Origin of the sequence: Roseovarius conchicola (assembly GCF_041403425.1) — a bacterium.
GTDB classification, from domain to species: Bacteria; Pseudomonadota; Alphaproteobacteria; order Rhodobacterales; family Rhodobacteraceae; genus Roseovarius; species Roseovarius conchicola.
Map to the genome: position 1 here is coordinate 199,696 of NZ_JBGEHK010000005.1, position 26,202 is coordinate 225,897.

The 26,202-nt window shown below is 60.7% G+C and carries 27 protein-coding genes and 1 other RNA gene; 23 read left to right on the top strand and 5 right to left on the bottom strand.

Translation table 11 applies throughout. The annotated features are described in order from the left end of the window. Positions 1 to 128 precede the first annotated feature (128 nt). From V6N02_RS15430 to murD, 15 genes are all read left to right on the top strand, one after another. Entirely contained in the window at positions 129 to 848 is a 720-nt protein-coding gene (locus V6N02_RS15430; RefSeq protein WP_371227159.1) for a DUF2182 domain-containing protein, read from the top strand. A gap of 3 nt (positions 849 to 851) precedes the next feature. Continuing rightward, positions 852 to 1,556, top strand: coding sequence for a DUF1326 domain-containing protein (locus tag V6N02_RS15435; protein ID WP_371226791.1), 705 nt, complete (start codon positions 852 to 854; stop codon positions 1,554 to 1,556). A gap of 24 nt (positions 1,557 to 1,580) precedes the next feature. Continuing rightward, entirely contained in the window at positions 1,581 to 2,687 is a 1,107-nt protein-coding gene (locus V6N02_RS15440; protein WP_371226793.1) for a dimethylsulfoniopropionate demethylase, read from the top strand. Positions 2,688 to 2,762: 75 nt separating this feature from the next. Beyond that, complete coding sequence (gene acuI, locus V6N02_RS15445) at positions 2,763 to 3,755, top strand: acryloyl-CoA reductase (protein WP_371226795.1); 993 nt, start codon at positions 2,763 to 2,765, stop codon at positions 3,753 to 3,755. Continuing rightward, on the top strand, positions 3,742 to 4,254 hold the full coding sequence (locus V6N02_RS15450; RefSeq protein ID WP_371226797.1) for a GNAT family N-acetyltransferase: 513 nt from the start codon (positions 3,742 to 3,744) through the stop codon (positions 4,252 to 4,254). The genes acuI and V6N02_RS15450 overlap by 14 nt, the downstream gene beginning before the upstream one ends. Continuing rightward, the gene (locus V6N02_RS15455) at positions 4,230 to 4,805 is read left to right on the top strand and encodes a flavodoxin family protein (RefSeq protein WP_371226799.1); all 576 of its coding nucleotides are present in this window, start codon (positions 4,230 to 4,232) and stop codon (positions 4,803 to 4,805) included. Before V6N02_RS15450 ends, V6N02_RS15455 begins: the two co-directional genes overlap by 25 nt. A 619-nt stretch (positions 4,806 to 5,424) precedes the next feature. Next, the gene (gene mraZ / locus V6N02_RS15460) at positions 5,425 to 5,928 is read left to right on the top strand and encodes a division/cell wall cluster transcriptional repressor MraZ (RefSeq protein ID WP_371226801.1); all 504 of its coding nucleotides are present in this window, start codon (positions 5,425 to 5,427) and stop codon (positions 5,926 to 5,928) included. A 3-nt stretch (positions 5,929 to 5,931) separates the two neighbouring features. Further along, positions 5,932 to 6,924 carry a 16S rRNA (cytosine(1402)-N(4))-methyltransferase RsmH gene (gene rsmH / locus V6N02_RS15465; protein WP_371226803.1) on the top strand — a complete coding sequence of 331 codons (993 nt, stop codon included), beginning with the start codon at positions 5,932 to 5,934 and terminating at the stop codon, positions 6,922 to 6,924. Next, a complete protein-coding gene (gene ftsL, locus V6N02_RS15470; protein WP_371226805.1) occupies positions 6,924 to 7,268 on the top strand; it encodes a cell division protein FtsL in 345 nt (114 codons plus the stop codon). The genes rsmH and ftsL overlap by 1 nt, the downstream gene beginning before the upstream one ends. Further along, entirely contained in the window at positions 7,265 to 9,052 is a 1,788-nt protein-coding gene (locus tag V6N02_RS15475) for a peptidoglycan D,D-transpeptidase FtsI family protein (protein WP_371226807.1), read from the top strand. Before ftsL ends, V6N02_RS15475 begins: the two co-directional genes overlap by 4 nt. A 15-nt stretch (positions 9,053 to 9,067) precedes the next feature. Beyond that, positions 9,068 to 10,555 (top strand): UDP-N-acetylmuramoyl-L-alanyl-D-glutamate--2,6-diaminopimelate ligase, encoded by a 1,488-nt coding sequence (locus V6N02_RS15480; protein WP_371226809.1) that lies wholly within the window; start codon positions 9,068 to 9,070, stop codon positions 10,553 to 10,555. Further along, positions 10,552 to 11,985 (top strand): UDP-N-acetylmuramoyl-tripeptide--D-alanyl-D-alanine ligase, encoded by a 1,434-nt coding sequence (locus tag V6N02_RS15485; RefSeq protein WP_371226812.1) that lies wholly within the window; start codon positions 10,552 to 10,554, stop codon positions 11,983 to 11,985. The genes V6N02_RS15480 and V6N02_RS15485 overlap by 4 nt, the downstream gene beginning before the upstream one ends. Next, positions 11,986 to 13,068: a phospho-N-acetylmuramoyl-pentapeptide-transferase gene (gene mraY, locus V6N02_RS15490; RefSeq protein WP_371226814.1), complete on the top strand. Its 1,083-nt coding sequence runs from the start codon at positions 11,986 to 11,988 to the stop codon at positions 13,066 to 13,068. It begins immediately after the preceding gene. Positions 13,069 to 13,078: 10 nt separating this feature from the next. After that, positions 13,079 to 13,465: an ACT domain-containing protein gene (locus V6N02_RS15495; protein ID WP_371226816.1), complete on the top strand. Its 387-nt coding sequence runs from the start codon at positions 13,079 to 13,081 to the stop codon at positions 13,463 to 13,465. After that, entirely contained in the window at positions 13,462 to 14,859 is a 1,398-nt protein-coding gene (murD, locus tag V6N02_RS15500; protein WP_371226818.1) for a UDP-N-acetylmuramoyl-L-alanine--D-glutamate ligase, read from the top strand. The genes V6N02_RS15495 and murD overlap by 4 nt, the downstream gene beginning before the upstream one ends. 249 nt (positions 14,860 to 15,108) lie before the next feature. Here the strand turns inward: murD and V6N02_RS15505 are convergent, their stop codons facing one another. After that, positions 15,109 to 15,801: a metal-dependent hydrolase gene (locus V6N02_RS15505; protein ID WP_371226820.1), complete on the bottom strand. Its 693-nt coding sequence runs from the start codon at positions 15,799 to 15,801 to the stop codon at positions 15,109 to 15,111. Between the two features lie 130 nt (positions 15,802 to 15,931). Here V6N02_RS15505 and gatC point away from each other — a divergent pair, with 130 nt between their 5' ends. The 5 genes from gatC to rnpB all read left to right on the top strand — a co-directional run bounded on the left by gatC (position 15,932) and on the right by rnpB (position 19,572). Continuing rightward, positions 15,932 to 16,219 (top strand): Asp-tRNA(Asn)/Glu-tRNA(Gln) amidotransferase subunit GatC, encoded by a 288-nt coding sequence (gene gatC, locus V6N02_RS15510; protein ID WP_371226822.1) that lies wholly within the window; start codon positions 15,932 to 15,934, stop codon positions 16,217 to 16,219. Then, positions 16,219 to 17,706, top strand: a complete 1,488-nt coding sequence (gene gatA, locus V6N02_RS15515) for an Asp-tRNA(Asn)/Glu-tRNA(Gln) amidotransferase subunit GatA (protein WP_371226824.1) — start codon at positions 16,219 to 16,221, stop codon at positions 17,704 to 17,706. The genes gatC and gatA overlap by 1 nt, the downstream gene beginning before the upstream one ends. Positions 17,707 to 17,741: 35 nt before the next feature. Continuing rightward, a complete protein-coding gene (locus tag V6N02_RS15520) occupies positions 17,742 to 18,473 on the top strand; it encodes a hypothetical protein (RefSeq protein ID WP_371226826.1) in 732 nt (243 codons plus the stop codon). Beyond that, positions 18,470 to 19,165, top strand: a complete 696-nt coding sequence (locus V6N02_RS15525) for an N-acetylmuramoyl-L-alanine amidase (protein ID WP_478013485.1) — start codon at positions 18,470 to 18,472, stop codon at positions 19,163 to 19,165. The genes V6N02_RS15520 and V6N02_RS15525 overlap by 4 nt, the downstream gene beginning before the upstream one ends. Positions 19,166 to 19,177: 12 nt before the next feature. After that, positions 19,178 to 19,572: RNase P RNA component class A (gene rnpB / locus V6N02_RS15530), an RNA gene on the top strand. A 530-nt stretch (positions 19,573 to 20,102) separates the two neighbouring features. Here rnpB and V6N02_RS15535 read toward each other — a convergent pair. Continuing rightward, positions 20,103 to 20,840 (bottom strand): Bax inhibitor-1/YccA family protein, encoded by a 738-nt coding sequence (locus V6N02_RS15535; RefSeq protein WP_371226830.1) that lies wholly within the window; start codon positions 20,838 to 20,840, stop codon positions 20,103 to 20,105. A gap of 228 nt (positions 20,841 to 21,068) precedes the next feature. After that, on the bottom strand, positions 21,069 to 21,281 hold the full coding sequence (locus tag V6N02_RS15540) for a DUF1127 domain-containing protein (protein WP_371226832.1): 213 nt from the start codon (positions 21,279 to 21,281) through the stop codon (positions 21,069 to 21,071). Positions 21,282 to 21,428: 147 nt separating this feature from the next. Between V6N02_RS15540 and V6N02_RS15545 the strand changes: the two genes are divergently transcribed. Continuing rightward, positions 21,429 to 22,307 carry a LysR family transcriptional regulator gene (locus tag V6N02_RS15545; protein ID WP_371226834.1) on the top strand — a complete coding sequence of 293 codons (879 nt, stop codon included), beginning with the start codon at positions 21,429 to 21,431 and terminating at the stop codon, positions 22,305 to 22,307. A 186-nt stretch (positions 22,308 to 22,493) separates the two neighbouring features. Here V6N02_RS15545 and V6N02_RS15550 read toward each other — a convergent pair whose 3' ends face one another. Both V6N02_RS15550 and V6N02_RS15555 read right to left on the bottom strand, forming a co-directional pair. Then, a complete protein-coding gene (locus V6N02_RS15550; protein ID WP_371226836.1) occupies positions 22,494 to 23,348 on the bottom strand; it encodes a DMT family transporter in 855 nt (284 codons plus the stop codon). Positions 23,349 to 23,627: 279 nt separating this feature from the next. Then, positions 23,628 to 24,590: an NADPH:quinone oxidoreductase family protein gene (locus V6N02_RS15555; RefSeq protein WP_371226838.1), complete on the bottom strand. Its 963-nt coding sequence runs from the start codon at positions 24,588 to 24,590 to the stop codon at positions 23,628 to 23,630. Between the two features lie 316 nt (positions 24,591 to 24,906). Here V6N02_RS15555 and V6N02_RS15560 point away from each other — a divergent pair, with 316 nt between their 5' ends. Continuing rightward, the gene (locus V6N02_RS15560; protein WP_371226840.1) at positions 24,907 to 25,278 is read left to right on the top strand and encodes a helix-turn-helix domain-containing protein; all 372 of its coding nucleotides are present in this window, start codon (positions 24,907 to 24,909) and stop codon (positions 25,276 to 25,278) included. Positions 25,279 to 25,378: 100 nt separating this feature from the next. Then, complete coding sequence (locus V6N02_RS15565) at positions 25,379 to 26,170, top strand: inositol monophosphatase family protein (RefSeq protein ID WP_371226842.1); 792 nt, start codon at positions 25,379 to 25,381, stop codon at positions 26,168 to 26,170. Positions 26,171 to 26,202: the final 32 nt, after the last annotated feature.

Sequence of the window (26,202 nt, forward strand, 5' to 3'; positions counted from 1 at the left end):
GACAATTATCTTGCAACCGTCGAATCCCTTTTTTGGAGCCTCAACAGGTGCGTCTGATCCAATGGCATTCCCTGCGCAGCCTGCTCTGGCTGGGTTTTTTCGCTGCAATTCTTGCCGCGTGGTGGGTGATGTATGTCATGGCGATCGATATGGATCTGGACTTGATTGGCCGCCCCGGCGAGATGGGCGAGGCGATGCGCCAGATGGACCCGCGCATGCCGATGTATATGCCGATGGCGAATTTCGGCCCCTTATTCGTGATGTGGGCGATCATGATGGCGGCGATGATGCTGCCGACCATGGTGCCGACCCTGACCACCTATGAAGACCTCATCCGCGCAGCTGATGGCAGCTGGGCAGGATGGCTGGGCGTTCTGGCCGGGTACGCAATCATGTGGATCGCCTTTGCCGCGCTGATCGCGGGCGTGCAACTGGCCTTGTTGTTTGGCGGTGTCGTCGACATGCTGGGGATCGCGAAATCGCCCGTTCTGGCCGCCCTGTTGCTGATCATTGTGGGCGCGTTCCAGTTCAGCCGCACCAAAGAGGTGTGCCACGGCGTATGCCACGCGCCGATGAATTACTTCCTTGGCAACTGGCGCACGGGGCTCATGGGTGGTCTGCGCATGGGGCTGTCCCTTGGGGCCTATTGTGTCGTCTGCTGCTGGGGTTTCATGGCCCTCGGCTTTGTCGGCGGGGTGATGAACCTGCTATGGATGGGCCTGGCGACACTGTTCATGGTGCTTGAGAAACTGCCACAGATCGGCCACCGCGTGGTGCGCCCTTTGGGTGTGGCGATGATATTAGGCGGGGTCACGCTTTTGCTGCGCCCGCTTGTGATGGGAGGATAAGACATGGCGGTAAAACGCAAACCTGACGCAGATAAACTGCCGGTGTCACAGCGCATCGACAACCGGATGCCCAACCCCAAACGACGTCAGGCCAGCCCGACAGAATGGGCGATCAAGGGCGAGCTGTTTTTGAACTGTTCCTGCACGGTGTTCTGCCCTTGCGTGGTCAGTCTTGGCGCGCATCCCCCCACAGAGGGGCATTGTCACGCGTGGATGGCGATTGCCATTGACGAGGGCCATTTCGAGGGCGAAGACCTGAGCGGTCTCAATGTCGGCCTGCTGGTCGATATCCCGGGCCGCATGGGCGAGGGCAACTGGAAAGTGGCCGCTTATGTCGATGAACGCTCCTCAGGCAAGGCCTATAACGGCATCCTGCAGATTTTCTCGGGTCAGGCAGGCGGCACAACGGGCCTGTTCACCATGCTGGTGAGTGAGATCATCGGCGCCGAGCGCCAAAAGGTCGAGATTGTCCGCGATGGCAAAAAGCGCGGCATCTATATCGGTCGGAAAATTCAGGGCGAGATCGAAATGATCGACGGCAAGGACCCGGATCACCCCGTGATGGTCTCCAACTCCAAATATTGGATGGGGCCTGATATCATCGCCGCCGCTGGCACCAAGTCCCGCGTGCGTGATTACGGCCGGGTCTGGGATTTCTCGGGCAAGTCTGCCGAGATTTGCCCGATCGACTGGCATGGCCCCAAGTAACAACGTTTTTCAAAGAGGTCTGAAATGGCTTTGATTTCCCCGTCGCGCCGGCTGCGGCGCACGCCCTTTTCTGACGGTGTCGAAGCCGCGGGCGTAAAGGCTTACACAGTCTACAATCGCATGTTGCTGCCCACGATGTTTGAAAGCGTCGAGGCGGATTATCACCACCTGAAGAGACATGTGCAGGTCTGGGACGTTGCGGTCGAGCGGCAGGTGGAACTGCGTGGTCCCGATGCGGGTCGTCTGATGCAGATGCTGACCCCGCGCGATCTGCGCGGGATGACCGCCGGGCAATGTTACTACGTGCCCATCGTGGATGAGACCGGCGGGATGTTGAACGATCCGGTTGCGGTCAAGCTGTCCGAGGACCGGTGGTGGATTTCCATTGCCGACAGTGACCTTCTGCTCTGGGTCAAGGGCGTGGCCAATGGCTATCGTCTTGATGTGCTGGTGGACGAGCCGGACGTGTCGCCCTTGGGCGTGCAGGGGCCAAAGGCCGATGACCTGCTTGAACGTATCTTCGGGCCGAGCGTGCGCGACATCCGCTTTTTCCGCTATGGGATGTTTGACTTTCAAGGGCGGCAGTTGATCATCGCGCGCTCGGGTTATTCCAAACAAGGCGGGTTTGAGGTTTATGTCGAGGGCAGCGATATCGGGATGCCGCTGTGGAATGCACTGTTTGAGGCAGGCGAAGACCTGAATGTGCGCGCCGGATGCCCCAATTCCATCGAGCGGATCGAAAGCGGCTTGCTGAGCTATGGCAATGACATGACCGATGACAACACGCCCCACGAATGCGGCCTTGGCAAATTCTGCAACACCCACACGGCGATTGGCTGTATCGGTCGCGATGCGTTGCTGCGGGTGGCCAAGGAAGGCCCGGTGCAACAGATCAGGCCGATTGCGATTGAAGGGGACGCTCTGCCCGGATGCGATCGGGCGTGGCCGCTTTATGCGAATGGCAAGAAGGTCGGGCAGGTGACCTCGGCGGCGTGGTCACCAGATCATGAAGTGAACGTGGCGATCGGCATGGTGCGGATGACCCATTGGGAGCCCGGCACCCGGCTGGAGGTCGAAACCCATCACGTGGGAATGCGCCCGGCCACGGTGCAGGAAAGTTTCTGGAACTGACCGGGGGCAAGAAAATTCGTGCGAATTTTCTCGGCCTTCGGCGAGAGTATTTTGAGCAAGATGAAGGAGACCGAGATGTTCAACGCATTGGTAGTTGAGAAAGACGAAGAGAGCGGCAAAACAAGCGCGAGCGTGCAGGAGCTGACCCTTGATGCACTGCCCGAGGCAGAGGTCACCGTGGCGGTGGAGTATTCCACGGTGAACTACAAGGACGGCCTTTGCATTGGACCCGGCGGTGGTCTGGTGCGCAAGTACCCACATGTGCCGGGCATCGATTTCGCAGGCACGGTCGAGGCCAGTGATGATGATCGCTACAAGCCCGGTGACAAGGTTGTGCTGACCGGCTGGCGCGTGGGCGAGGCGCATTGGGGTGGGTATTCGCAAAAAGCCCGCGTCAAGGCCGATTGGCTGGTGCCGCTGCCCGACGGGCTGGATGCACGGGCGGCCATGGCCGTGGGCACCGCCGGGTTTACCGCGATGCTGGCGGTGATGGCGCTTGAAGATCACGGGTTGGCACCGGGGCATGGTCCTGTGCTGGTCACGGGGGCTGCCGGTGGTGTTGGGTCGGTTGCGACCGCCATTCTGGCCAATCTGGGCTATGAGGTGGCAGGTGTGACCGGGCGGCCGGAAACCGGGGATTACCTGAAATCTCTCGGGGCCAGCCAGATAGTAGCCCGGGAAGAGTTGAACGAGACCACCAAACGCCCGCTTGAGGCGGAAACCTGGGCGGGCTGTGTTGATGCCGTGGGCGGTGAGATGCTGGCGCGCGTACTGGGACAGATGAAATACGGTGCGTCTGTCGCTGCCGTTGGTCTAGCCGGCGGGGCGGGCCTGCCTGCCACGGTGATCCCGTTCCTGCTGCGGGGTGTGAACCTGCTGGGTATCGATTCCGTGATGCAACCCTATGACAACCGCCTGCGTGCCTGGAGCCGGATTGCCAAAGACCTGCCCATGGACAAGCTGGAGGCTATGATCCAACCCGCAACGCTTTCTGACCTGCCCCAACTGGGCAGTGATATCCTGAAAGGGCAGGTGAAAGGCCGGGTTGTTGTGGATGTCAACGCCTGAGTTGATCATTCGAGAGGCGCAGGCCAGAGATTGGCCTGCGCTCTGGCCCATCCTGCGCGGCATTATCCGGGCGGGCGACACCTATGCCATAGAGCCTCAGATCAGCGAGCCTGCGGCGCGCAAGATGTGGCTGGAAAGCCCGCGGGGCTGTTACCTGGCCGAGTGCGGCGGTGAGGTTCTTGGCACCTATTACATCAAGACCAACCATCCCGGCGGCGGCGCACATGTGTGCAACTGCGGATACATGGTTGCGGACGCCGCGCGTGGTCAGGGGATCGCCGCACAGATGTGCGAACATTCGCAGACCGAGGCGGTCAAGCTGGGCTATCGCGCCATGCAGTTCAATCTGGTGCTGTCCACCAATACCGGTGCAATCCGCTTGTGGGAGAAGCTGGGCTATGACACCGTCGGCACATTGCCCCGCGCCTTCGATCATCCGCGTGAGGGGCTGGTGGACGCGAAGGTGATGTATAAATGGCTGGATCAACCGTCATCCTGAAAGGCAGCCCGCGCACGGGCGGTAACAGCGATGCGCTGGCCGATATGTTTCGCACCGAGGCCGAAGGGCAGGGCGCGGCCGTGCAAGAGGTCAAACTGGCCGATCTGTCCTATCAGGGCTGCATCAACCTGTTTCATTGCAAAACCGGCGGGCAGGCCTGCGGACAGGTCGATGATCTGACGCCGGTTCTGGCCGCGATTGCACAGGCGCAGGTTCTGGTTCTGGCCAGCCCGGTCTATTTCACCTCGATCTCGGGACAATTGAAACTGGCGATGGACCGGTTCTTTTCCTTCTTCGTGCCGGACTATCCCACCAACCCCGACAAAAGCCGACTAGGAACGGGCCGCCATCTGGTGTTCCTGCAGACGCAGGGCGAGCCGGAAGAGCGCTATCGCGATCTGATGGAGAGCTTTTCGGTCAGCTTCACCAATCTGGGCTTTGATCACCACCACCTGGTGCGCGCCTACGGTGTGCGCGAACCGGGAGACGTGGCCGGGCAATCCCGCTATCAGGACGCCTGTGCAGACGCCGCCCGGCGTGTCTACGGCTAGAGAGCAGGTCGACGGCCCGGCGTGATCCGGGAATTCATGGGACAGATCGCGCAACCGCGCCAGGTTTGAGCCGAATCACATGGGAAACAGCCTGTTCTCGGGGCTGTTTTCTTGGAATGTCGGCTATGGTAGGGTTGCTCTGATAGAGAAAATGCGAAAAAATCGGGAATTCATGGGAAAAATGAAGCTGCGCAGTAACATACTACATATAGTGTCTGCTTTTCCTTTTTTCGCTAGGTGGTGCGTCAAAAAGGCAAAATCGACCACATCATCTTGTTTTTGAGCGCCTCTGAAAACAATATGCTGTGCTGTTTCCCGTATTTTTATATTGATTTCCATGAATTCCCATGTCATCCCTATAGACACGATGAAGACGGAACAAGGGGCACACAACGACCCCGAATAAAAATAAGACCAGAGCAGGTTTCATACAGGCACCCGCTTCATCAAGACGACGGATCCGGCGCGCGGGCGAGCAGACATCCCCCCAGGTGGCGCGCGCAGCTGGACATCCCCGCATCGCGGGACGAGGGCGGCGGATTGATCAGTGGCAGCAGATCAATCCGCCGTTCCGCTTTCTAAGGGACGGTTTTGGGGGAAATGGAAGGGCCAAGGGACAGTGAGCCGCAGGTTCAGAGGCGAAAGCCACCATAAGGTGGACAGTAAGGGGCGGGTATCTATCCCGGCCTCATTTCGTCGTGTTCTGGAGGCGTCCGACCCCAACTGGACCGGCGGGGACAACCCCGAACTGGTGATCGTCTACGGAGATCACCGCCGCAATTACCTTGAATGCTACACGATGGAGGCGATCGACGAGGTCGACGCCAAGATCGATGCCCTGCCGCGTGGTTCGATGGAGCGTAAGATGCTGCAGCGTCTGTTCCACGGTCAATCCCTGCCCACGGCAGTCGACGAAACCGGGCGCCTCGTGCTGCCCGCCAAGCTGCGTCAGAAAATCGACCTTGAGGGCGAGGCTTTCTTCATCGCCGCGGGCGACACCTTCCAGATCTGGAAGCCCGAGACCTACGAGGCCGAGGAACTGGCCAAGACCGAAGAATGGCTGGACGAGCTGCCCGATGATTTCGATCCGCTGGTTTACCTGGATAATGCGAAAGGGGAGTGAGCCATGGCTGCTGCGGCCCCTGTCCCCGATGATGCCCCCCATATTCCTGTTTTGTTGCGCCCGCTTCTGGCGGCTGTTGCACCTGTGTCAGGCACCTGGCTGGACGGCACGCTGGGCGCTGGCGGTTATACCCGTGGCCTGCTGGATGCCGGGGCGGACATGGTGATCGGTGTCGATCGCGACCCAATGGCCCTGCAGATGGCCGCGGACTGGGCCGGGGCCTATGGCGACCGGGTCAAGCTGGTGCAAGGCGTCTTTTCGCAGATGGACGAGGTCGCCAGTGATCTGGATGGGGTCGTGCTGGATCTGGGTGTCAGCTCGATGCAGTTGGACCTTGCCGAGCGCGGGTTTTCCTTCATGAAGGACGGCCCGCTGGACATGCGGATGAGCCAGGAGGGGCCAAGTGCCGCCGATCTGGTCAACGATCTGGATGAAGCTGCCCTGGCCGACATCCTTTACCTTTACGGGGAAGAGCGCGCCAGCCGCCGGATTGCCCGCGCGATTGTCCATGAGCGTGCTGCCGCACCCATCACAACCACGCTGCAACTTTCTGATATCATTGAAAAATGCCTTCCACGTTCAAAGCCGGGGCAGGCTCACCCTGCCACCCGCAGCTTTCAGGCGCTGCGCATCGCGGTGAATGATGAATACGGCGAGCTGATCGGCGGGCTTGAGGCGGCTGAACGCGCATTGAAACCTGGCGGGCAACTGGCCGTGGTGACGTTCCATTCCATCGAGGACCGCATGGTCAAACGGTTCTTGCAGGCCCGGTCGGGTGGGGGCGGCACTGGCAGCCGCCATGCGCCTGAGATCGCCCGCGCCGCGCCGCAATTTACTGTCAAAAGCCGCAAGGCCATCGGTCCGGACGATCGCGAGCTGGCTGAAAACCCACGGTCGCGCAGCGCCAAACTGCGCGTTGCGATGCGCACGGATGCGCCCGCAGGGGTCACGGATCGCAAGGCCATTGGTATGCCATTGTTGAAGGGGACGCAGTGATGCGCAGTCTGTTTATCATCCTGTCGGCGGTGGCCGTGATCGGGTTGGCCTTTTGGGCCTATCGCGAGAACTACCAGACACAAGAAGCGCAAGCCAAGGCCGAGCAATTGCAGCGCAGTATCGCGGATGCGCGCGAACGCCTGCGGGTTCTGAACGCCGAATGGGCCTATCTGAACCGCCCGCAACGACTGCGCGATCTGGCCGATATCAACTTTGACAAATTGGGTCTGGTGCCTCTGCGCGCCGAGCAGTTCGGCAAGGTCGATCAGGTCGCATATCCGCGTCAGGAGCCCCTGGCGATCACCAATCCGATCGATGTGATCAACATGGAGCAGTTCCCATGATCCGCACACCGCTTCGTCCGCTTGCTCGCATTCTGGACGCCCGCGCCAAGGGCGAGAATCCTGACGCGATCGAGCGCGAAAACATCCGCCTGCGTCACGAAGAAATTCGCGACCGCGCCCGCAAGCGCGCCGAGGGGCGGCTGTTGGTGATGGGTGTCATTTTTTTCTGTGCTTTCGCGGTGATTGGCGGACGTATGGGTGTCTTGGCCAATTCCGAACCGAGCGAGCCGCGCACCAGTGTTGCCGGGGCCGATATCATCGCCCAGCGGGCTGACATCGTGGATCGCAAGGGCCGCATTCTGGCAACCAATTTCGAGACCCACAGTCTCTATGCGCAACCGCCCCAGATGATTGATCCGGAAGGCGCGGCAGATGCGTTGGTCAAAATCTTCCCCGATCTCAAGCGTGAACGCCTGATCAAGGATTTCACCGGCAAGCGTAAGTTCCTGTGGGTCAAGAAGAAACTCAGCCCGGAGCAGAAACAGGCCGTACATGATATTGGTGAGCCGGGCCTGCTGTTTGGGCCGCGCGAAATGCGGCTTTATCCCAATGGCAAGCTGGCAGCGCATGTGTTGGGCGGTGCCAATTTCGGGCGTGAGGGGGTCCACGCCGCCGAGGTGATCGGCGTCGCGGGGATCGAGAAGTTTTTTGACGACCGTCTGCGCGACCCGGCCATGGGGCATAAACCGCTTGAGTTGTCGCTGGATCTGTCCATTCAGGCGGCTGTCGAACGGGTGCTGTTTGGCGGCATGAAGATCATGAATGCCAAGGGCGCTGCCGCCGTTCTGATGGACGTCCATACCGGCGAGGTGATCTCGCTCGCCTCGCTGCCGGATTTTGATCCCAATGACCGCCCGCGCCCGCCGACCGAGGGGAACCCGTCAGACAGCCCATTGTTTAACCGCGCGGTGCAGGGGGTGTACGAACTGGGCTCGACCTTCAAGATTTTCACCGCAGCGCAGGCCATCGATCTTGGGCTGGTCAATGCGAACACGATGATCAACACCTCTGGCCCGATGCGCATTGGCGGCCATCCGATTGGCGAGTTCAAAAAGAAAGACTACGGCACGATCAGCGTGTCCGACATCATCGTCAAATCCTCGAACCGGGGGACCGGGCGCATGGCCTTGCAGATCGGGATCAAGCGGCAGAAAGAGTTCCTGAAATCGCTTGGCTTCTTTGAACATCCCGGCCTTGAGATCGTTGAATCCAAAGGCGGTACGCCGCTGTTGCCCAAACGCTGGACCGAGCTGTCCACGGTGACGATTTCCTACGGCCACGGCTTGTCGACCAGCCCCCTGCATCTGGCGGCGGGCTATGCGGCGATTGCCAATGGCGGCACCCGGGTGCAACCGACCCTGCTGAAGCAGCCGCGCAACCAAAAAGGCGCCCGCGTCATGTCAAAGGAAACCGCGCGCGTGGCCAAGGACATGCTGCGCGAGGTGGTCACATCGGGGACGGCCTCGCTTGGCGAAGTGCCCGGCTATGCCGTGGGCGGCAAAACCGGCACGGCGGATAAACCCCGTGAGCGCGGGGGCGGCTATTACGACGACAAGGTGATCGCCACCTTCGCCACGATCTTCCCGGCCTATGACCCGAAATACGTGCTGATCGTCACGCTGGACGAACCGGTGGAAACCTCGGGTTCCAAGCCGCGCCGCACGGCGGGCTGGACAGCTGTCCCGGTCGCTGCCGAGATTATTCGCCGGGTCGCGCCGTTGCTGGGCCTGCGCCCCGAGATTGAACCTGCGAAATTAAACAGTATAACCCTGACATCGAATTAACCCGTTAAGAGGGCGATGGCAGTGGGGCAGAGCAAATCACTTTCTCAACTGGGTCTGACGGCCCAGGGGGGCCGTATGGCCCAGATCACCGGGCTGGCCGTGGACAGTCGCGAGGTCAGAGAGGGGTTTCTCTTCGCTGCTTTGCCCGGCACGCGCGTGCATGGCGCTGAGTTCATCCAATACGCACTGCGGATGGGGGCAGCGGCGATCCTGACCGATACCCAGGGCGCGGGTATTGCCAAGGCCGAGCTTGACGCCTCGGACGCCGCGTTGATCCTGGCCGAAGATCCGCGCCAGACCCTGTCCTATTGCGCCGCTTTGTGGTTCGGAGCACAGCCCGAGACCATGGTCGCGGTCACAGGCACCAACGGAAAAACCTCCGTCGCCAGTTTCACGCGGCAGATTTGGATAGCGTTGGGGTTTGAGGCCGTCAATCTGGGCACCACCGGGGTGGAAGGCGCCTATGAATTGCCACTGGCCCATACAACACCCGAGCCCATTACGCTGCACCGTACCTTGTCCGAGGTCGAAGGTGCTGGCATCACTCATGCAGCCATGGAGGCCTCATCCCACGGGCTGGCACAGCGTCGCATGGACGGTGTTCGGCTGGCCGCGGCAGGCTTCACCAATTTTACCCAGGATCATCTGGATTATCACGAGACATTTGACGAGTATTTCGCGGCCAAGGCCGGCCTTTTTGATCGTGTGCTGCCCGACGATGGCGTGGCGGTGATCAACATGGATGATCCTCGTGGCCCCGACATGGCCCGGATCGTGCAGGAGCGTGGGCAAGAGCTGATCCAGGTCGGTCGCGGGGGCGACAATGACTTGCAATTGCAGGCCCAGCGGTTCGAGGCCACGGGGCAGGAACTGCGCTTTGCCTGGCATGATCGCGTACATCAGGTGCGGTTGAACCTGATCGGGGGATTCCAGGCCGAGAACCTTCTGGTGGCGGCCGGACTGGTGATTGCAGCGGGTGCCGATCCGGACCGGGTGTTTGAAACCCTGCCACAGATGCAAACGGTGCGCGGGCGCATGCAACTGGCCGCGACACGGGCCAATGGCGCTGCGGTTTTTGTCGATTACGCCCACACGCCCGATGCGGTGGCCACTGCGCTCAAGGCGCTGCGCCCGCATGTTCTGGGTCGCCTGATTGCGATTGTTGGCGCGGGCGGGGATCGTGATCCGGGCAAGCGGCCCTTGATGGGGCAGGCAGCGGCGGACCACGCCGATCTGGTGATCGTGACCGACGATAACCCACGCTCGGAAGACCCGGCCGCGATCCGCGCTGCGGTGATGCAGGGCTGCCCCGAGGCGCAGAACGTGGGCGACCGGGCCGAGGCGATCCTGCGCGGCGTTGATGCGCTTGGTCCCGGAGATGCCCTGCTGATTTCGGGCAAGGGGCACGAGACGGGTCAGACCGTTGGCGATGATGTCTTTCCCTTCGATGATTGCGAACAGGCCAGCGTGGCGGTGTCGGCGCTGGACGGGAGCGGGGCATGACCCTGTGGACCTCTGACGAGGCCGCCGCCGCGACGGGCGGGCGCAACACGGCACCTTGGTCGGCAACAGGAGTGTCGATTGATACCCGTACGATTAAGTCGGGTGACTTGTTCGTTGCACTGAAAGATGTGCGTGATGGGCACGAATTCGTCGCGCAGGCTTTGGAAAAAGGCGCTGCCGCGGCACTGGTCAACCATGTGCCTGAAGATGTGGCGGAGGACGCGCCATTATTGGTTGTCGAGGACGTGCTGCCTGCGCTTGAGGCGATGGGGGTTGCCGCCCGCGCCCGCACAGCCGCGCGTGTGGTTGGCATCACCGGCTCGGTTGGCAAAACTTCGACCAAGGAAATGCTGCGCGATGTGCTGAAACCGCAGGGCCGTACACATGCGGCCGAGGCCAGCTACAACAACCATTGGGGCGTCCCGCTGACTTTGGCGCGGATGCCTGCAGATACGGAATTCGCGATGATCGAAATCGGGATGAGCAACCCGGGCGAGATCGCCCCGCTGGCCCGCATGGCGCGCCCGCATGTGGCAGTGATCACGACCGTGGCTGCCGCCCATCTTGAGGCGTTCGGCCATATTGATGGCATTGCGCATGAGAAAGCGGCGATCTTTGACGGCTTGGAACCGGGTGGCGTGGCCATCCTGAACGGCGATGTCGAAACCGCACCGATTTTGATCGATAAAGCAATGGCTTGCGCCGGAAAGGTCATTCGCTTTGGTGAAGCCGACGGTCTGGACTACCAGCTGACCGAGGTTCAGCTTGGCGACGAAGTCACAGTGGCCCATGCATTGGTTCACGGCGCACCTTTGGTGTTCAAACTTTCTGTGTCCGGGCGGCATTTCGCACAGAACGCGCTTGCGGTTCTGGCGGCGGTCGAGGAACTGGGCGGCGATCTGGGCGTGGCGGTCACCGATCTGGCCCGCTGGGTGCCACCGGCAGGGCGGGGCACCCGCGAACTCTTGCAGCTTGACGCCGTGGATGAACGCTTGGCCCTCGATCTGATTGATGATGCGTTCAACGCAAATCCCACCTCGATGCAGGCCTCGCTTGAAGTTCTGGCCACGATCGAGCCGACCGACGGGCTTGGTCATATTGGCAAGGGTCGGCGGATCGCGATCTTGGGGGATATGCTGGAACTGGGTGCGGATGAGGCGCAGTTGCATGCCGATCTGGCCAGGCTGCCCAGCATGGCGGCTCTGACCACTGTGCATTGTGTCGGCCCACGCATGAAACATCTGTGGGACGCCTTGCCCGAAGCCAAACGCGGCAAATGGGTTGCAACAGCCCCCGAATTGGCCGATGAGGCGCTGCGCCTGCTGGATGCGGGCGATGTGGTGTTGGTAAAAGGTTCCAAAGGGAGCCGTGTCAGTCTGGTGGTCGAGGCCCTGCGCCGCGCCGGGCAGCAGACAGGAAGGGACGCGTAGATGCTCTATTGGTTGACCTTGTGGTCGGATGGCGGGGACTTCTTCAACCTGTTCCGCTACATCACCTTCCGCTCGGGCGGCGCGTTCATGACCGCGCTGATCTTTGGGTTTATCTTTGGCAAGCCGCTTATCAACATGCTGCGGATGCGGCAGGGCAAGGGCCAGCCGATCCGTGACGATGGCCCCGAAGGGCATTTTGTCAAGGCTGGCACGCCGACGATGGGCGGGTTGCTGATCGTGGGCGCGTTGGTGACATCCTCGCTGCTTTGGGCGCGGCTGGACAATCCTTATGTGTGGATGATCCTGTTCGTGACACTGTCCTTCGGGCTGATCGGGTTTGCCGATGATTACGCCAAGGTGAGCAAGCAGAACGTATCTGGCGTGCCGGGCAAGGTGCGACTGGGGCTTGGTTTCGTGATTGCCGGCATCGCGGCCTATTGGGCGGCGATGTATCACCCGGTCGAGTTGCAGAACCAACTGGCGCTGCCGGTCTTCAAGGACACGCTGATCAATATGGGCGTTCTGTTCATTCCTTTCGCGATGTTTGTCATCGTGGGCGCGGCCAATGCGGTGAACCTGACCGATGGTCTGGACGGCCTGGCGATTATGCCGGTGATGATTGCCGCCGGCACGCTGGGCCTGATCGCCTATGCAGTGGGCCGGGTCGACTTCACCGAATATCTCGATGTGCATTACGTGCCCGGCACGGGTGAAATCCTCGTCTTCGTGGCAGGCCTTGCCGGGGGCGGCCTTGGCTTTCTTTGGTACAACGCGCCCCCCGCAGCGGTGTTCATGGGCGATACCGGATCGCTGGCCCTCGGCGGTGCTCTGGGGGCAATCGCCGTGGCCACTAAGCACGAGATCGTGCTGGGCATTGTCGGCGGTCTTTTCGTTGTCGAGGCGCTGAGCGTGATCATCCAGGTGCTCTATTTCAAACGCACCGGCAAACGCGTGTTCCTGATGGCCCCGATCCATCACCACTACGAGAAAAAGGGCTGGGCCGAGCCCCAGATCGTGATCCGTTTCTGGATCATCGCCCTGATCCTCGCAATGATCGGTCTGGCCACGCTGAAGGTGCGCTAAGGTGGGGCCTGTGCGCGATACACAGGCGATGATCACGGGCATGGCCCCGGTTCTGGACGACATTCTGTACCATTTCTGCGTCGCTAACGAGGCTCTTTTGCCCCACGCCCTGGCCAGTTTTCGTGAGGACGAGGGGCTGTCGCTGATCCTGTCCGATGAGGCGGCGCGCGTGCACGGCCTGTCGAGCGATCTGCCGATGCGTCGCATTACACTCACCGTACATTCCGCGCTGGATGGTGTTGGGCTGACGGCTGCCGTGGCCACGGCACTTGCAAGAGAAGGGATCGCCTGCAACATGGTGGCGGGATACCATCATGACCATGCGTTTGTGCCTGCTGAAGATGCTGCGAAGGCGATGCGTATTCTGCAGGATTTGGCCGGGGAGGAACGCGCGTGATACCAGTGTCGGGATATGAGGGCGCGAAGGTTGCCGTGCTGGGTCTTGGCCGGTCGGGCCTGTCATCCGCGCGGGCATTGAAGGCGGGGGGGGCGCATCCGCTCTGTTGGGATGACAACCCGGCCGCGCGCGAGATGGCCTCTGAGGAAGGTTTCGAGATCAAGCAGCTGTCGCGTGCAGAGGCGTTTGACGGTGTGGCCTCTCTGATCGTCAGCCCCGGCATCCCGCATCTTTATCCCGAACCCAATAAAGTCGTCGCCGCAGCCCTTGAGGCGCGTGTGCCGGTCGACAATGATATAGGGTTGTTCTTCCGCTCACTATCAAGTGCGGGTTGGGAGAATTACGATACCCCCCCGCGTGTCATTGCCATCACCGGCTCTAACGGTAAATCCACCACCTCGGCACTGATTCATCACGTGCTGAGCGAGGTGGGAAAGGACGCGCAACTGGCCGGGAATATCGGGCGCGGGGTGCTGGATATCGACCCGCCCGGCGATGGCGGTGTGGTGGTGTTGGAACTCAGCAGCTATCAGACCGAACTGGCCCGAGCCCTGACCCCGGATGTGGCGGTCTTTACCAATCTCAGCCCCGACCATCTGGATCGCCACGGCGGGCATGGCGGGTATTTCGCGGCCAAGCGCCGTTTGTTTGCCGAAGGTGGCCCGGATCGTGCCGTGATCGGCGTGGACGAGGCCGAAGGCGCGTTTCTGGCCGGGCAACTCAGCGAGGGACCGGGCGACGACCGGGTGATCCGCGTCTCGGTCGAGCGCAAGCTTGCTGGGCCGGGCTGGGCCGTGTTCGCCAGGAAAGGGTTCTTGTCCGAGTACCGCAAGGGGCGTCAGGCGGGCTCGATTGATCTGCGCACCATCAAGGGCCTGCCGGGATCGCATAACCACCAGAATGCCTGTGCCGCCTATGCGGCCTGTCGCACGCTGGGGCTGGCCCCGAAAGTGATCGAGAAGGCGTTTCACAGCTTTGCCGGACTGCCCCATCGCAGCCAGATCATCGCCGAGGCGGATGGCGTGACTTATGTGAACGACAGCAAAGCCACCAATGTCGATAGTGCCTTGAAAGCCTTGCAGGCCTTCAAGGATATCCGTTGGATTTGCGGTGGCTTGGAGAAAGAGGGCGGGATCGCCGGGCTGGAACCCGGCCTGCCAAACGTCGTGAAGGCCTATGTGATTGGCCGCGAGGCGGCGCAGTTTGCCATGCAATTGCAGGGCGTTGACGCGCAGGTCTGCACCACCATGGCCAAGGCTGTCGAGGCGGCCATGGCCGACGCGCAGGACGGCGAGACCGTGCTGTTGGCCCCGGCCACGGCCAGCTTTGATCAATATGACAGCTTCGAGCGGCGCGGCGAGGATTTCATCAAGGAAGTGCGCAATCGGCTTTGAGTCCTTTGCGGTCACCACCGTTACGCGCCCAGCCGGTTAACAGCCGCGCAGCGGCCCGGCCATCGTCAGCCCCTCCCTTGGGCTGGCGATTACTCTGACACAAGCGCTGCGCTCGTTCTGTGGATATGCTTTGCGACCATAAAGCGCCCCGAAGCAAATGTTGGTCGCCACCCCAGGGGCTGACGCTGGCCTCCGGTTGCTTGCCGCTTCGTCCCGCAATGCGAACCTGGTAGCCCCTGACGTCTGCCCCTAGAGCTCAATCGCCTTCATCACCTCTGGCTCGATCACATTCACACCGGGCAGGGCGGCGACCAACGCCTCGGCAGATTGTTCGAGGATCGGGAAGGTCTTGTAGTGGCAGGGGATCACGGTTTTGAAATCAAAGAAGGTCTTGGCTGCGTAAGCCGCACGCTTCATATCCATGGTGAAATGCCCGCCTGCGCATAAGATTCCGATATCGGGGCTGTGCAGATCGTTCAAAATCTTCATATCGGCCATCACATCTGTATCGCCCGAGACATAAATGGTGTGGCCTTCGCCGCTGATCATGTAACCGCACTCGGTACCCGGTACATGCGGGCCATCCGCCGTGCCAAAGCTGCTGGAATGCACCGCATTGACCATAGTCACCTGCACACCGCCCAGATCGACCGTGCCGCCTTTGTTGAACCCGACGACCTCGGTGTAATGATGGTCCTGCCAATAGGCCATCAGATCATATTGTCCTACTACCGGCACGCCCAGCTTCTTGCCCAGCTCGGGCAGGTCGGCGGCATGGTCGAAATGCGCATGGGTCAACAGGATATGCGTGGCCCCCGCAAGGGCTGCGTCGTGCTGATCTTCGGGCAGCATCGGATTGTCGGTCAACCACGGATCGACCAGCAGAACCAGCCCGCTGATTTCAATCCGAAAGCTGCTATGTCCCATCCAGATGATGTTCATGTCTGTCTCCCTTTGCCACGTTTTGTGCAGTCTAACATGACGGGGCACCCCGAAAAAAGGACGCGCGGCTTGCGACCCGCCGCGCACGGCGCTAAATGCGGGGCTGATAGGTTCAAACCAAGAGGCTCCCATGTCGATCGACACCGCGACTGCCGCCAAAGTGGCCAAGCTGGCCCGCATCCGCGTGGAGGAAGATGATCTTCCCGCGCTGGCCAGTGAATTCAACACGATCCTTGGGTTTATCGAACAGCTCAACGAGGTGGATGTGACCGGCGTCGAGCCGATGACCTCGGTCACGCCAATGCGCCTGAAACGGCGCGAAGACGTGGTGAATGACGGCGATCAGCAGGCGAAGGTGCTGGCCAACGCGCCCGATGCGCGTGAAGGGTTCTTTGCGGTACCGAAGGTGGTGGAATAATGAGCGACCTGAACACACTCACCATCGCCGAGGCCCGCGATAAACTGCGCGCTAAAGCGATCACCAGCCTCGAACTGACCGAGGCCTGCCTGAGCGAGATCGACAAGGCAGATGCCCTGGGCGCTTTCGTGCACAACACCCCCGATCTGGCCCGTGAACAGGCGCAGGCCGCCGATAAACGCCTGAGTGAAGGTGATGCGCCAGCTATGTGCGGTATTCCCTTGGGTATAAAGGATTTGTTCTGCACCAAGGGTGTGCTGTCACAGGCGGCCAGTGGCATCCTGAACGGGTTCAAACCGGAATATGAATCCACCATCACCCAGAACCTGTTCGATGCAGGCTCGGTCATGCTGGGCAAGCTGAACATGGATGAATTCGCCATGGGCTCGTCCAACGAAACCTCGGTCTATGGCAACGCGGTCAACCCTTGGCGGCGCGGCAATGATGATGCGGCGCTGACGCCGGGCGGCTCGTCCGGTGGCTCGGCTTCAGCCGTGGCCGCCGATCTGTGCCTTGCGGCCACCGGCACGGACACCGGCGGGTCGATCCGTCAGCCGGCGGCCTTCGTGGGCATTACCGGGATCAAGCCGACCTATGGGCGCTGCTCGCGCTGGGGAATCGTGGCCTTTGCCTCCTCGCTTGATCAGGCCGGGCCGATGACCAAATCGGTGCGCGATGCGGCGATCATGCTGGAAACCATGTGCGGGCATGACCCGAAAGACAGTACGTCAGCGGATCTGTCCGTGCCGAATTTCGAGGCCATGCTGAGCGGGGATATCAAGGGCAAAGTCATTGGTATTCCGAAAGAATATCGCATGGACGGCATGCCCGAGGAAATCGAATCCCTCTGGGCCGATGGCACCGCCATGCTGAAAGACGCCGGTGCCGAGATTCGCGATATCTCCCTGCCGCACACGAAATACGCGCTGCCCGCCTATTACGTGATTGCCCCGGCCGAGGCCTCGTCAAACCTGGCGCGTTACGACGGTGTGCGTTATGGCCACCGTGCTCATATGGAACAGGGCGATGGCATCACCGAAATGTATGAAAAAACCCGCGCCGAAGGCTTTGGCCACGAGGTGCAACGCCGGGTGATGGTGGGCACCTACGTGCTGTCGGCCGGGTTCTATGATGCCTATTACAACCGCGCGCGCCGCGTGCGCACGCTGATCAAGAAAGACTTCGAGGATGTGTTTGCCGCCGGTGTCGATGCGATCCTGACACCAGCCACCCCCTCGGCGGCTTTCGGGCTGGGCGAGATGACCGATGCCGATCCGGTGCAGATGTATCTCAACGACGTCTTCACGGTCACCGTCAATCTGGCTGGATTGCCGGGTATTTCGGTGCCTGCGGGTCTGGACAAGCAGGGGCTGCCTTTGGGCCTGCAACTGATTGGCCGCCCATGGGAAGAAGGGGATTTGCTAAATACTGCCTACGCGCTTGAGACGGCGGCAGGATTTGTAGCCAAACCCGGTAAATGGTGGTAAAACGCAAGCAAAACAAGGAACGGCAGGAAGTGCAGATGCGTATCACTTTGACAGTTTTGGCCTGTGCGGCCCTCGCGGCCTGTAGCCCCGCTGTGCCCGATAGCGGCGTGGGGTTTGACGACTATGACGCCTATCAGGCCCGCAAGACCGCCCGCGAGGCGGCACTGACCGGCAGCGCGCTGCCGCCCCCGAATTCCGTGTCGTCCGAACCTTTGGGGGGTACTGGCGCGGCAGCGGGCAATGATGCCGCGTCAATCGCGGCGGATACCCGCGCAACCCTGACCGACACGCAGGCCAATTCAGGCCAGCCGGTTGTCTATGCCGACCCAGGCAATCCCGCGCCGCAGACCGTGAATACCGCCACCGGCATCTCCAGCGAGAATGATTTCGACGCCGTCGGCAACCAGCGCAGCATCGAGGATGACGCCCAGCTGATCGCGCAGAATCGCTCGCAATACAAAGTGATCCAACCCACTGCCTTGCCTTCGCGCTCGGGCACGGGCGGGCCGAACATCGTGGAATACGCATTGGCCTCGAAGCACCCGAAAGGGTCCAAGGTCTATCGCCGCTCGGGCTTTAGCTCGCAGGCCAAGTTCCAGCGCAACTGCGCCAAGTATGCCTCAGCGGATCAGGCACAGATTGACTTTCTCTCCAAGGGTGGCCCGAACCGGGATCGCCTGGGTCTTGACCCGGACGGGGATGGCTATGCCTGCACTTGGGATCCGGCCCCGTTCCGCAACGCGGTGCCCGGGTCCGGTGGTGCGTGAGCACACCCAGCCCTGATCTGATCCAGCATCCATCGCCCAATTGCGGCGAACGCCGGGGCGGTGCGCGCCCGGACCTGATCGTCCTGCATTACACTGCCATGGACAGCGCCGAGGCGGCATTGGCGCGCCTCTGCGATCCACAAACCGAAGTCTCCTGCCACTACTTGATCGCCGAGGATGGCCGCATCTGGCAATTGGTGACCGAAGAGCAGCGCGCATGGCATGCCGGGGCAGGGCAGTGGGGCAGCGTCAGGGACGTCAATTCCCGCTCCATCGGGATCGAACTGGCCAATACCAGCACCCATCCCTTCCCTGAACCACAAATGGCTGCGCTCGAGGTGCTGATGCCCGGCATCATGGCGCGTTGGGCCATCCCGGCTCACCGGGTGATCGGCCATTCCGACATGGCCCCGGCGCGCAAATGCGATCCCGGTCCGCGGTTTGACTGGCAACGGCTGGCGCGGCAGGGCTTGTCGGTCTGGCCCGCACCGTCAGAGCCTGACGGGAAAGGCTTTGACGCGTTGTCCGAACGCTTTGGCTATGCATCGGATGTACCCCAAGACGCCCGGCTGATCGCGTTCAGGACCCGCTTTCGCCCCGGTGTGACAGGACCGCTGAACCCGGGCGATCTGGCCTGCCTGGCCGATCTGGCAGCGCGCTTCCCCGTTGACGCAGACGTGCCAAGCGCCTAAGTCGAACACCGCGCGGAGGGCCGGATGGCCGCGGCATCGCAAGATGGCGAGGAAAGTCCGGACTCCACAAGGCAACGGTGCCGGGTAACGCCCGGCCGGGGCAACCCGAGGGAAAGCGCCACAGAAATGAAACCGCTTTGGAGTGATCTGGAGTAAGGGTGAAACGGTGGGGTAAGAGCCCACCGCGGGGCTGGCAACAGCACCGGCACGGCAAGCCCCACCGGGAGCAATGCCAAATAGGGGCCGCGTGCAGGGCCGGTGGGGCAACCCATACCGCCTGCAGGGACGTCTTGACCCAGTGGCCCGGGTTGGCAGCTAGAGGTGCACTGGTAACAGCGCATCAAGAGGAATGGTCATCGACGGGGTCACCCCCTGAACAGAATCCGGCTTACAGGCCCTCCGCGCGTTTACTCTTGAAATCTATCGTAGTTTGCGAGTGGCGGTTTTCGAGCCCTTTGCGGTCGTTCCCGTCATGCGCCCAGCCGGTTAACAGCCGCGCAGCGGCCCGGCCATCGTCCGTCGACCGAAAGTCGATTACTTTGTAATCGACGCAGGGGGGCCCTCCCTTGGGCTGGCGATTTCTCTGACGACGGCGATACGTTAGTTCTGTGGAAGTATTTGGCAGCCATAAAGCGCCTTGTAATACATGTTGGATCGCCACCCCAGGGGCCGACGCTGGCCTCAGCTGGTTGGCACGTGGTGAATGTCAGCTTCCTCCCCTGCCGGCACTGGATCGACTATGCCCAGGGCTTGGGTCGGAGCTGTCTGACAGGCTGGCTCATCCGCAATCAGGCACTGCCCGCCACCGGCAAAAGGCGCGCGACGTTGGGCAGCAAACCTGCGTTACCGCCTTTGCAGGGGCGCTGCCCAATCCGGATTGTGCACAAAAAAAGGCCGGTCACTTGGACCGGCCTTTCTGTCTTACATTACAGGTCGCTTATTCGCGGTTGCCCAGCAGACTCAGCAACATCATGAACATGTTGATGAAGTTCAGGTAGAGGCTCAGCGCGCCCATGATGGCGGCCTTTCCCATCCACTCGCTGTCGCCATGATGAGCGTGCGCGAGATAGGTGTTCTTGATGTTCTGCGTGTCATAGGCCGTGAGGCCTGCGAAGATCAGCACACCGATGATCGAAATCGCGAACATGATCGCAGGCGATTGCAGGAAGATGTTGATGATCATCGCCACGATGATACCGATCAGGCCCATGATCAGGAAGCTACCCCAGCCCGAAATGTCTTTCTTGGTGGTGTAACCCCAGAGCGACAGACCGGCAAAGGCGATCGAGGTCACCAGGAAGATCTGTGCGATCGAGAAATCGGTGAAGGCCGCGAAAATCCAGCTGATCGACGCGCCCATCACGGCCGCAAAGACATAGAAGAACAGCTGTGCCGCTGCTGCCGACAGCCTGTTGATCATTGCGCTGAAGGCAAAGACCATGATCAGCGGGGCAAACATGACGATCCAACCCAGGATGTTGGGTTGCAATGTGAAGGGATCGCGCAGGATCGACAGCAAAGCGTCGTTCGAGCCAATGGCCCAGGCCACGACAAAGGTCATCAGCATGCCGACGGACATTGTGCCGTAGACCTTGTTCATGTGGGCGCGAAGTCCCGCATCAATCTGGGCGGTACGGGTCCCGGCCGCCGTCCGGATTGTGTTCAGTTCAGCCATTAAAGCCTCCGATAAATTGGACTATCCCCACCCAAAACTTGGGTATGTTGACAATATCGGTCGGTCTTAGGTGCTTTTCAAGGGTTTTAAACTCATCTTCTCACAGGTTTTTAACGGTTTCGGCGAGGAACCGGGTGCCCAGCTCCTCGCCAAATGCAGCAATCATCGCTGTGATCCTCGGGGGTCGTACCTTGCGCCGCTCTGTGCGGGGCACTCGACGCCTCGCGATTATCTGAGCCACATGTCCGGGGCGTCCCAGATGGGGCGGCGGGCTTCGGCCTCTGCATTGTGGGCGCTGACGCCGATATCGCGCAGTTGATCCGCGTTCAGTTGCGACAGGGCGCGGCGTTCACGTGCGATGGAAAACAAGGTCATCAGCGAGAACCGGCGCGGGGCCGATCCACGGCAGGAGGCGCTGTGGGTGTTGGTCAGGAAAGTCATCGCGGTTCCTTTCGCTTTCGTGATGTATTTCGTGTTTTGTATTCGATGTCTTGATATATGGACCATCCTGTGTCATTTTGAAAATGAATATTTATGCTGAGATACATCAACGCTTGTGATGATTCCTCTGAGCCCGAGGAGAGTTGAATGCGAAACCTTGATATGACCACGTTGCGGTCCTTTCTGGCGGTGGCCGATCATGGCGGCGTGACCCGCGCGGCCAGCACGCTGAACCTGACGCAATCGGCCGTGTCGATGCAGCTGAAGCGCCTGGAAGACCTTTTGGGCATCGCCCTGCTGGATCGTTCAAACCGCCGCATCGCGCTGACCGCCTCGGGCGAACAGTTGCTCAGTTACGCGCGCCGGATGGTGGCCCTGAATGACGAGGTCGTGGGCCGCCTGACCGAAGACACGTTCGAGGGCGAACTGCGCCTCGGCGTGCCCCATGACATTGTCTACCCGGTGATCCCGCAGGTTCTGAAAACCTTCAACACGCTCTTTCCGCGCGTGAAGGTGCAACTGCGCTCGTCCAGCACGGTCAAGCTTCACGAAGCGCTGCAGCGGGGCGAGATTGACCTGATCCTGACCACGGAAAAGCAACTTGGCGCTGGTGGCGAAACCCTCACCGAAATCCCTTTGCGCTGGGTCACGGCGCGGGATGGGCAGATGTGGAAACAGCGCCCCCTGCGCGTCGCCTTCTGCCAGTTCTGCATTTTCCGCCCGATTGTTCTGCAAAAGCTGGATGCCAGCGGGATTGACTGGGAAATGGCAATCGAATCCGATGACGACCGCTCGGTCGAGGCCCTGATCAGCGCCGATATGGCGGTGGGCGCGCTGCTGGAAGACAGTATCCCGCCCCATCTTGAGCCGCTCCCGGCCAGTACAGGCCTGCCGGATCTGGGCATTCAGAAGATCAACATGTATCGCACGCAAACCGCCGAACCGGCACTGGACCAGCTGGCCGAAGTGCTGCGGCAGGGCTATATGGGGGCTCCTCCGGCCTTGCTTAAAGCGATCGGCAGTTGAGCCGGACCACAGCATAAGCGTGCAATTGGGGAGATCCCCAATGCTTTGACATGTCCGCGAAGCTCAGCAAGGGACCTCGCCGATCTGCCCTGCAACCATGGCCCGAAACGGTTTTTCAAAGTATTGTCTCGTACGGTCTGACAGCGGGGAGCTTTCTGCCTTTCGCCGCTACCGCACGAGTGCCTGCTATTGCGGGGCTCTATGTTTCTCCTGCCGGTAGTCCATCGCCGCGTGCCACAAGACCGCCAACATGACTACGATCCCGCCAAGGACCGCAACTATGGCTGGAAGCTCTCTCAAGACAACCCAAGCAAGCAGCGTTGCGCAGGGTATCTCGACCGTTCCCAAAAGAGCCGATTGAGCTGAGGGAATAAGCCGCGTCCCCTCCGTCCAGAGGATCACCGCACAGGCAAACGTCAAACCAAACAAAACCAACAGCACAGCGTCTTGTACCGTGACATCCAAGGGCGCGCCCGCCAAAGCGCCCACGACAAAGAGCTGCAAGGCCGACGCGCCTCCAGCCCAAACGACAGGCACGTCAGCAAGCTTGCGGATCAGGACGATGTAAGCAGCATTCCCAAACGTCATTGCGACTGCCAACAAATCACCCAACAGCTTGCCGGTGCCCAAACCGCCGGAGACGATGATCGCGACACCTGCCATTGAGAGTGCGCCTGCTATCAAGGTTTGTCCTTTCGCTGTCTCACGCATAGTCAGCCACGCCAGTCCAGCAGCAAAAAATGGAGCAGTAGCATATATCACGGCAACATTGGCCACGTATGTCAGCTTGAACGCATAGATGAACGCGATGCTTGCGGCGCTGCCGACGGTTGCAAGTATCCAACCTCGCATTCCAAGCCGGAACGCCTGGCTCCGTAGTGTGTTCCCCCGGTGGATCTCGACATAGGCGACGACTGCTAATCCTCCGATCAGACCGCGCCAACAGGCAATGGTCCAACCATCTGCCTGGATCAGTTTTGTCAGGACGCCTGACATGCTGAATACCACAGCCGAAAGCGCCACAAGGATGACCCCCGTCATATGCTGCGAATGCCGCACCTGCTAATCCCTCGACAGTTTGGGGATTTCTCTATCAAAACGCTGCTGTCAGCGTCATGTCAGTAGTCTTGATACGAGCTAACTTCCACGAGACCGACGAAAGCAATTGTTTGTCCAGTCTGCGACATCAGCAAGTAAAGGCTGCTTCGGGGCATTTGCCTTACCGATCATGAAGCGCAGCTTACTGAACCTTCTGAGTTTGGGGCGGGGCTTTGACGCCAAATACCAAGTAAAATGCCTCTTGGGGTCCACAGAAATGCGCTAAACAGGCGTGATCACGACCTTGCCGGTGGATTGACGGCTGCGCAACAGTTCCAACCCCTCGGCGGCACGTTCAAGAGGCAGGGTATGGCTGATATGCGGGCGCAACTCGCCCTGCTCAAACCAGCCAAACAGGGTTGTCAGGCTGTCGGTGATCACCTCGGGGCGGAATTGCAGATACCCGCCCCAGTAAAAGCCCAGAACGTCGATATTCTTGACCAGAAGATGGTTTGCAGGCACGCGCGGCACCTCGCCACTGGCAAAACCGATGATCAGGATGCGGGCCTCGGGGTTACAGGCGCGAAACGCGGCTTTGAACTGATCGCCGCCAACGGGGTCATAGACCACATCGACCCCACCGAGAGATTTGCACACTGCAAGAATGTCTTCGGTCTTGGCATCAATCAGATGATCGGCCCCCGCCCGTTTGGCCACGGCCAGCTTGTCCGCGCCGCGCGCGCAGGCGATCACCTTTGCGCCCATTCGCTTGCCGATCTCCACGGCGGTCAGGCCCACGCCGCCCGCCGCACCCAGCACCAGCAGGGTTTCGCCTTCGCGCAAATGCGCCTTATGATCCAGCGCCACATGGCTGGTGCCGTAAGCGATCTGAAAGGCAGCCGCCTGCTCAAAGCTCATCGAGGCGGGCAGGGTGACCGCGCGCTCCGCCGGGAAACATCCATAGTCGGCCAATCCGCCCTGGCCGCCGAAGACCGCCACCCGCGTCCCAATCACGGGGGCTTCCACACCCTCACCCAGGGCTTCGACAACACCGGCAACCTCCATGCCAAGGGTAAAGGGCGGCTTGGGCGTGTCCTGATACTCGCCCTTGACCATCAGCAGATCAGCAAAGTTCAGACCGCAGGCCCCGATCCTGACCCTGATCTCCCCCGGTCCCGGATCGGGGACCGCGATACGACTCAGTTCAGGGTTTTGGCCAGGCTCGGTGATCGAAAACGCGCGCATAATGGCTCCTAGAGGGGGATTCGGGCGCAGAACACGCCGCGGCGGACTGTGTCGGGCCGTGGGCAGAGTGTCAAACAGGCTGTTTTTCTCCCTAAGGTTGCGTGACTCCTATCGGCAAGAATAGTCTCTCGCATAGATTGTGCCTTTATTTAGGAAACCCGATTACGCTGAGTGATAGAACTTGTTTTTTGGCGTTTGAATGCTAGGGTGCCGAAACGTCGGTAAAATTGAGAGTAAGATCGCAAGCCCGTGTTTTTCCGGTGTTCGTAAAGCGTTCGCCATTATGTATCGCGGCTTGCAACGAAAGGATTTTGTAATGCCTCACCCCGTAGATGTGCATGTTGGAAAACGTATCCGTCATCGCCGATGGCTTGTTGGTATGACCCAGCAAAATCTGGCCGAACGCGTTGGAATCAAGTTCCAGCAGATCCAGAAATATGAAACCGGCGCCAACCGCGTCAGCGCGTCACGGTTGTGGGATATTGCCGATGCCCTGGGGGTCGAGATCAGCTTTTTCTTCGAAGGGCTTGATGCCGAGAACGAAGAACGGGCCGGTGGCGAATCTGTCCCGTCGGACCTGATGGGGGACAAAGAAGCGCTTGATCTTGTGCGCTCCTATTACGCGATCCCGGAAAATCAGCGCCGTCGCCTGTTTGAATTGGCCCGCGTCCTGAGCGACGTCGCCTAGCCCCGAACGGCCAGCCGGCCCGCGTGCTGCTTGTGAGCATCTGTGAATCGGTCTAGGTCTGATGCAATGTAAACGCGTCAGGTCAAGGGGCAGGTCGTAGATGGACAACACCCATATCGTTGAAACCGCCCATGCATTGGCCGATATCGCGCGTAAGGCGGTATTGCCGTTTTTCCGCGCTCAGGGCCTGTCGGCAGACAACAAGCAAGCGGGGCAGGGCTTTGACCCCGTGACCGAAGGCGACAGGGCCGCGGAACGCGCCATGCGCGATCTTCTGGAGAAGATGCGTCCGGACGATGCCATTCTTGGCGAAGAGTTCGGTCATCGCGTCGGCACCAGCGGTCTGACCTGGGTCTTGGATCCGATCGATGGCACCCGTGGCTTTCTGTCCGGCACGCCCACCTGGGGTGTCCTGATCGCCGTGGCCGATGACACCGGCCCGATCTATGGCATCATTGATCAACCCTATATCGGCGAGCGGTTCGAGGGCGGGCTGGGCCGGGCCGGTATGAGCGGCCCTCTGGGCACGCAGGCCTTGCAGGTGCGGGGCAACCGCCCCCTGAACCACTCTATCCTCTATTCCACCTATCCCGAGGTCGGCACCGATCAGGATCGCGCCGGATTTGATGCCGTGGCCGCTCAAATGCAACTGACCCGGTTTGGCATGGACTGTTATGCCTACGCCCTTCTGGCCGCCGGACAGATTGATCTTGTGATCGAGGCCGGCCTGTACCCCTATGACATTAACGCACCGATCGCCGTGATCGAGGCGGCGGGCGGTATCGTCACCGACTGGCAGGGCAATCCGGCGCATGGCGGGGGGCGGGTTCTGGCCGCTGCCGGGCAGGAACAGCATGCCGCGGCACTCTCCATTCTGTCCCGCATCACCTGACACAGCGCTGCAATACCGCCGATTTCGTGCAC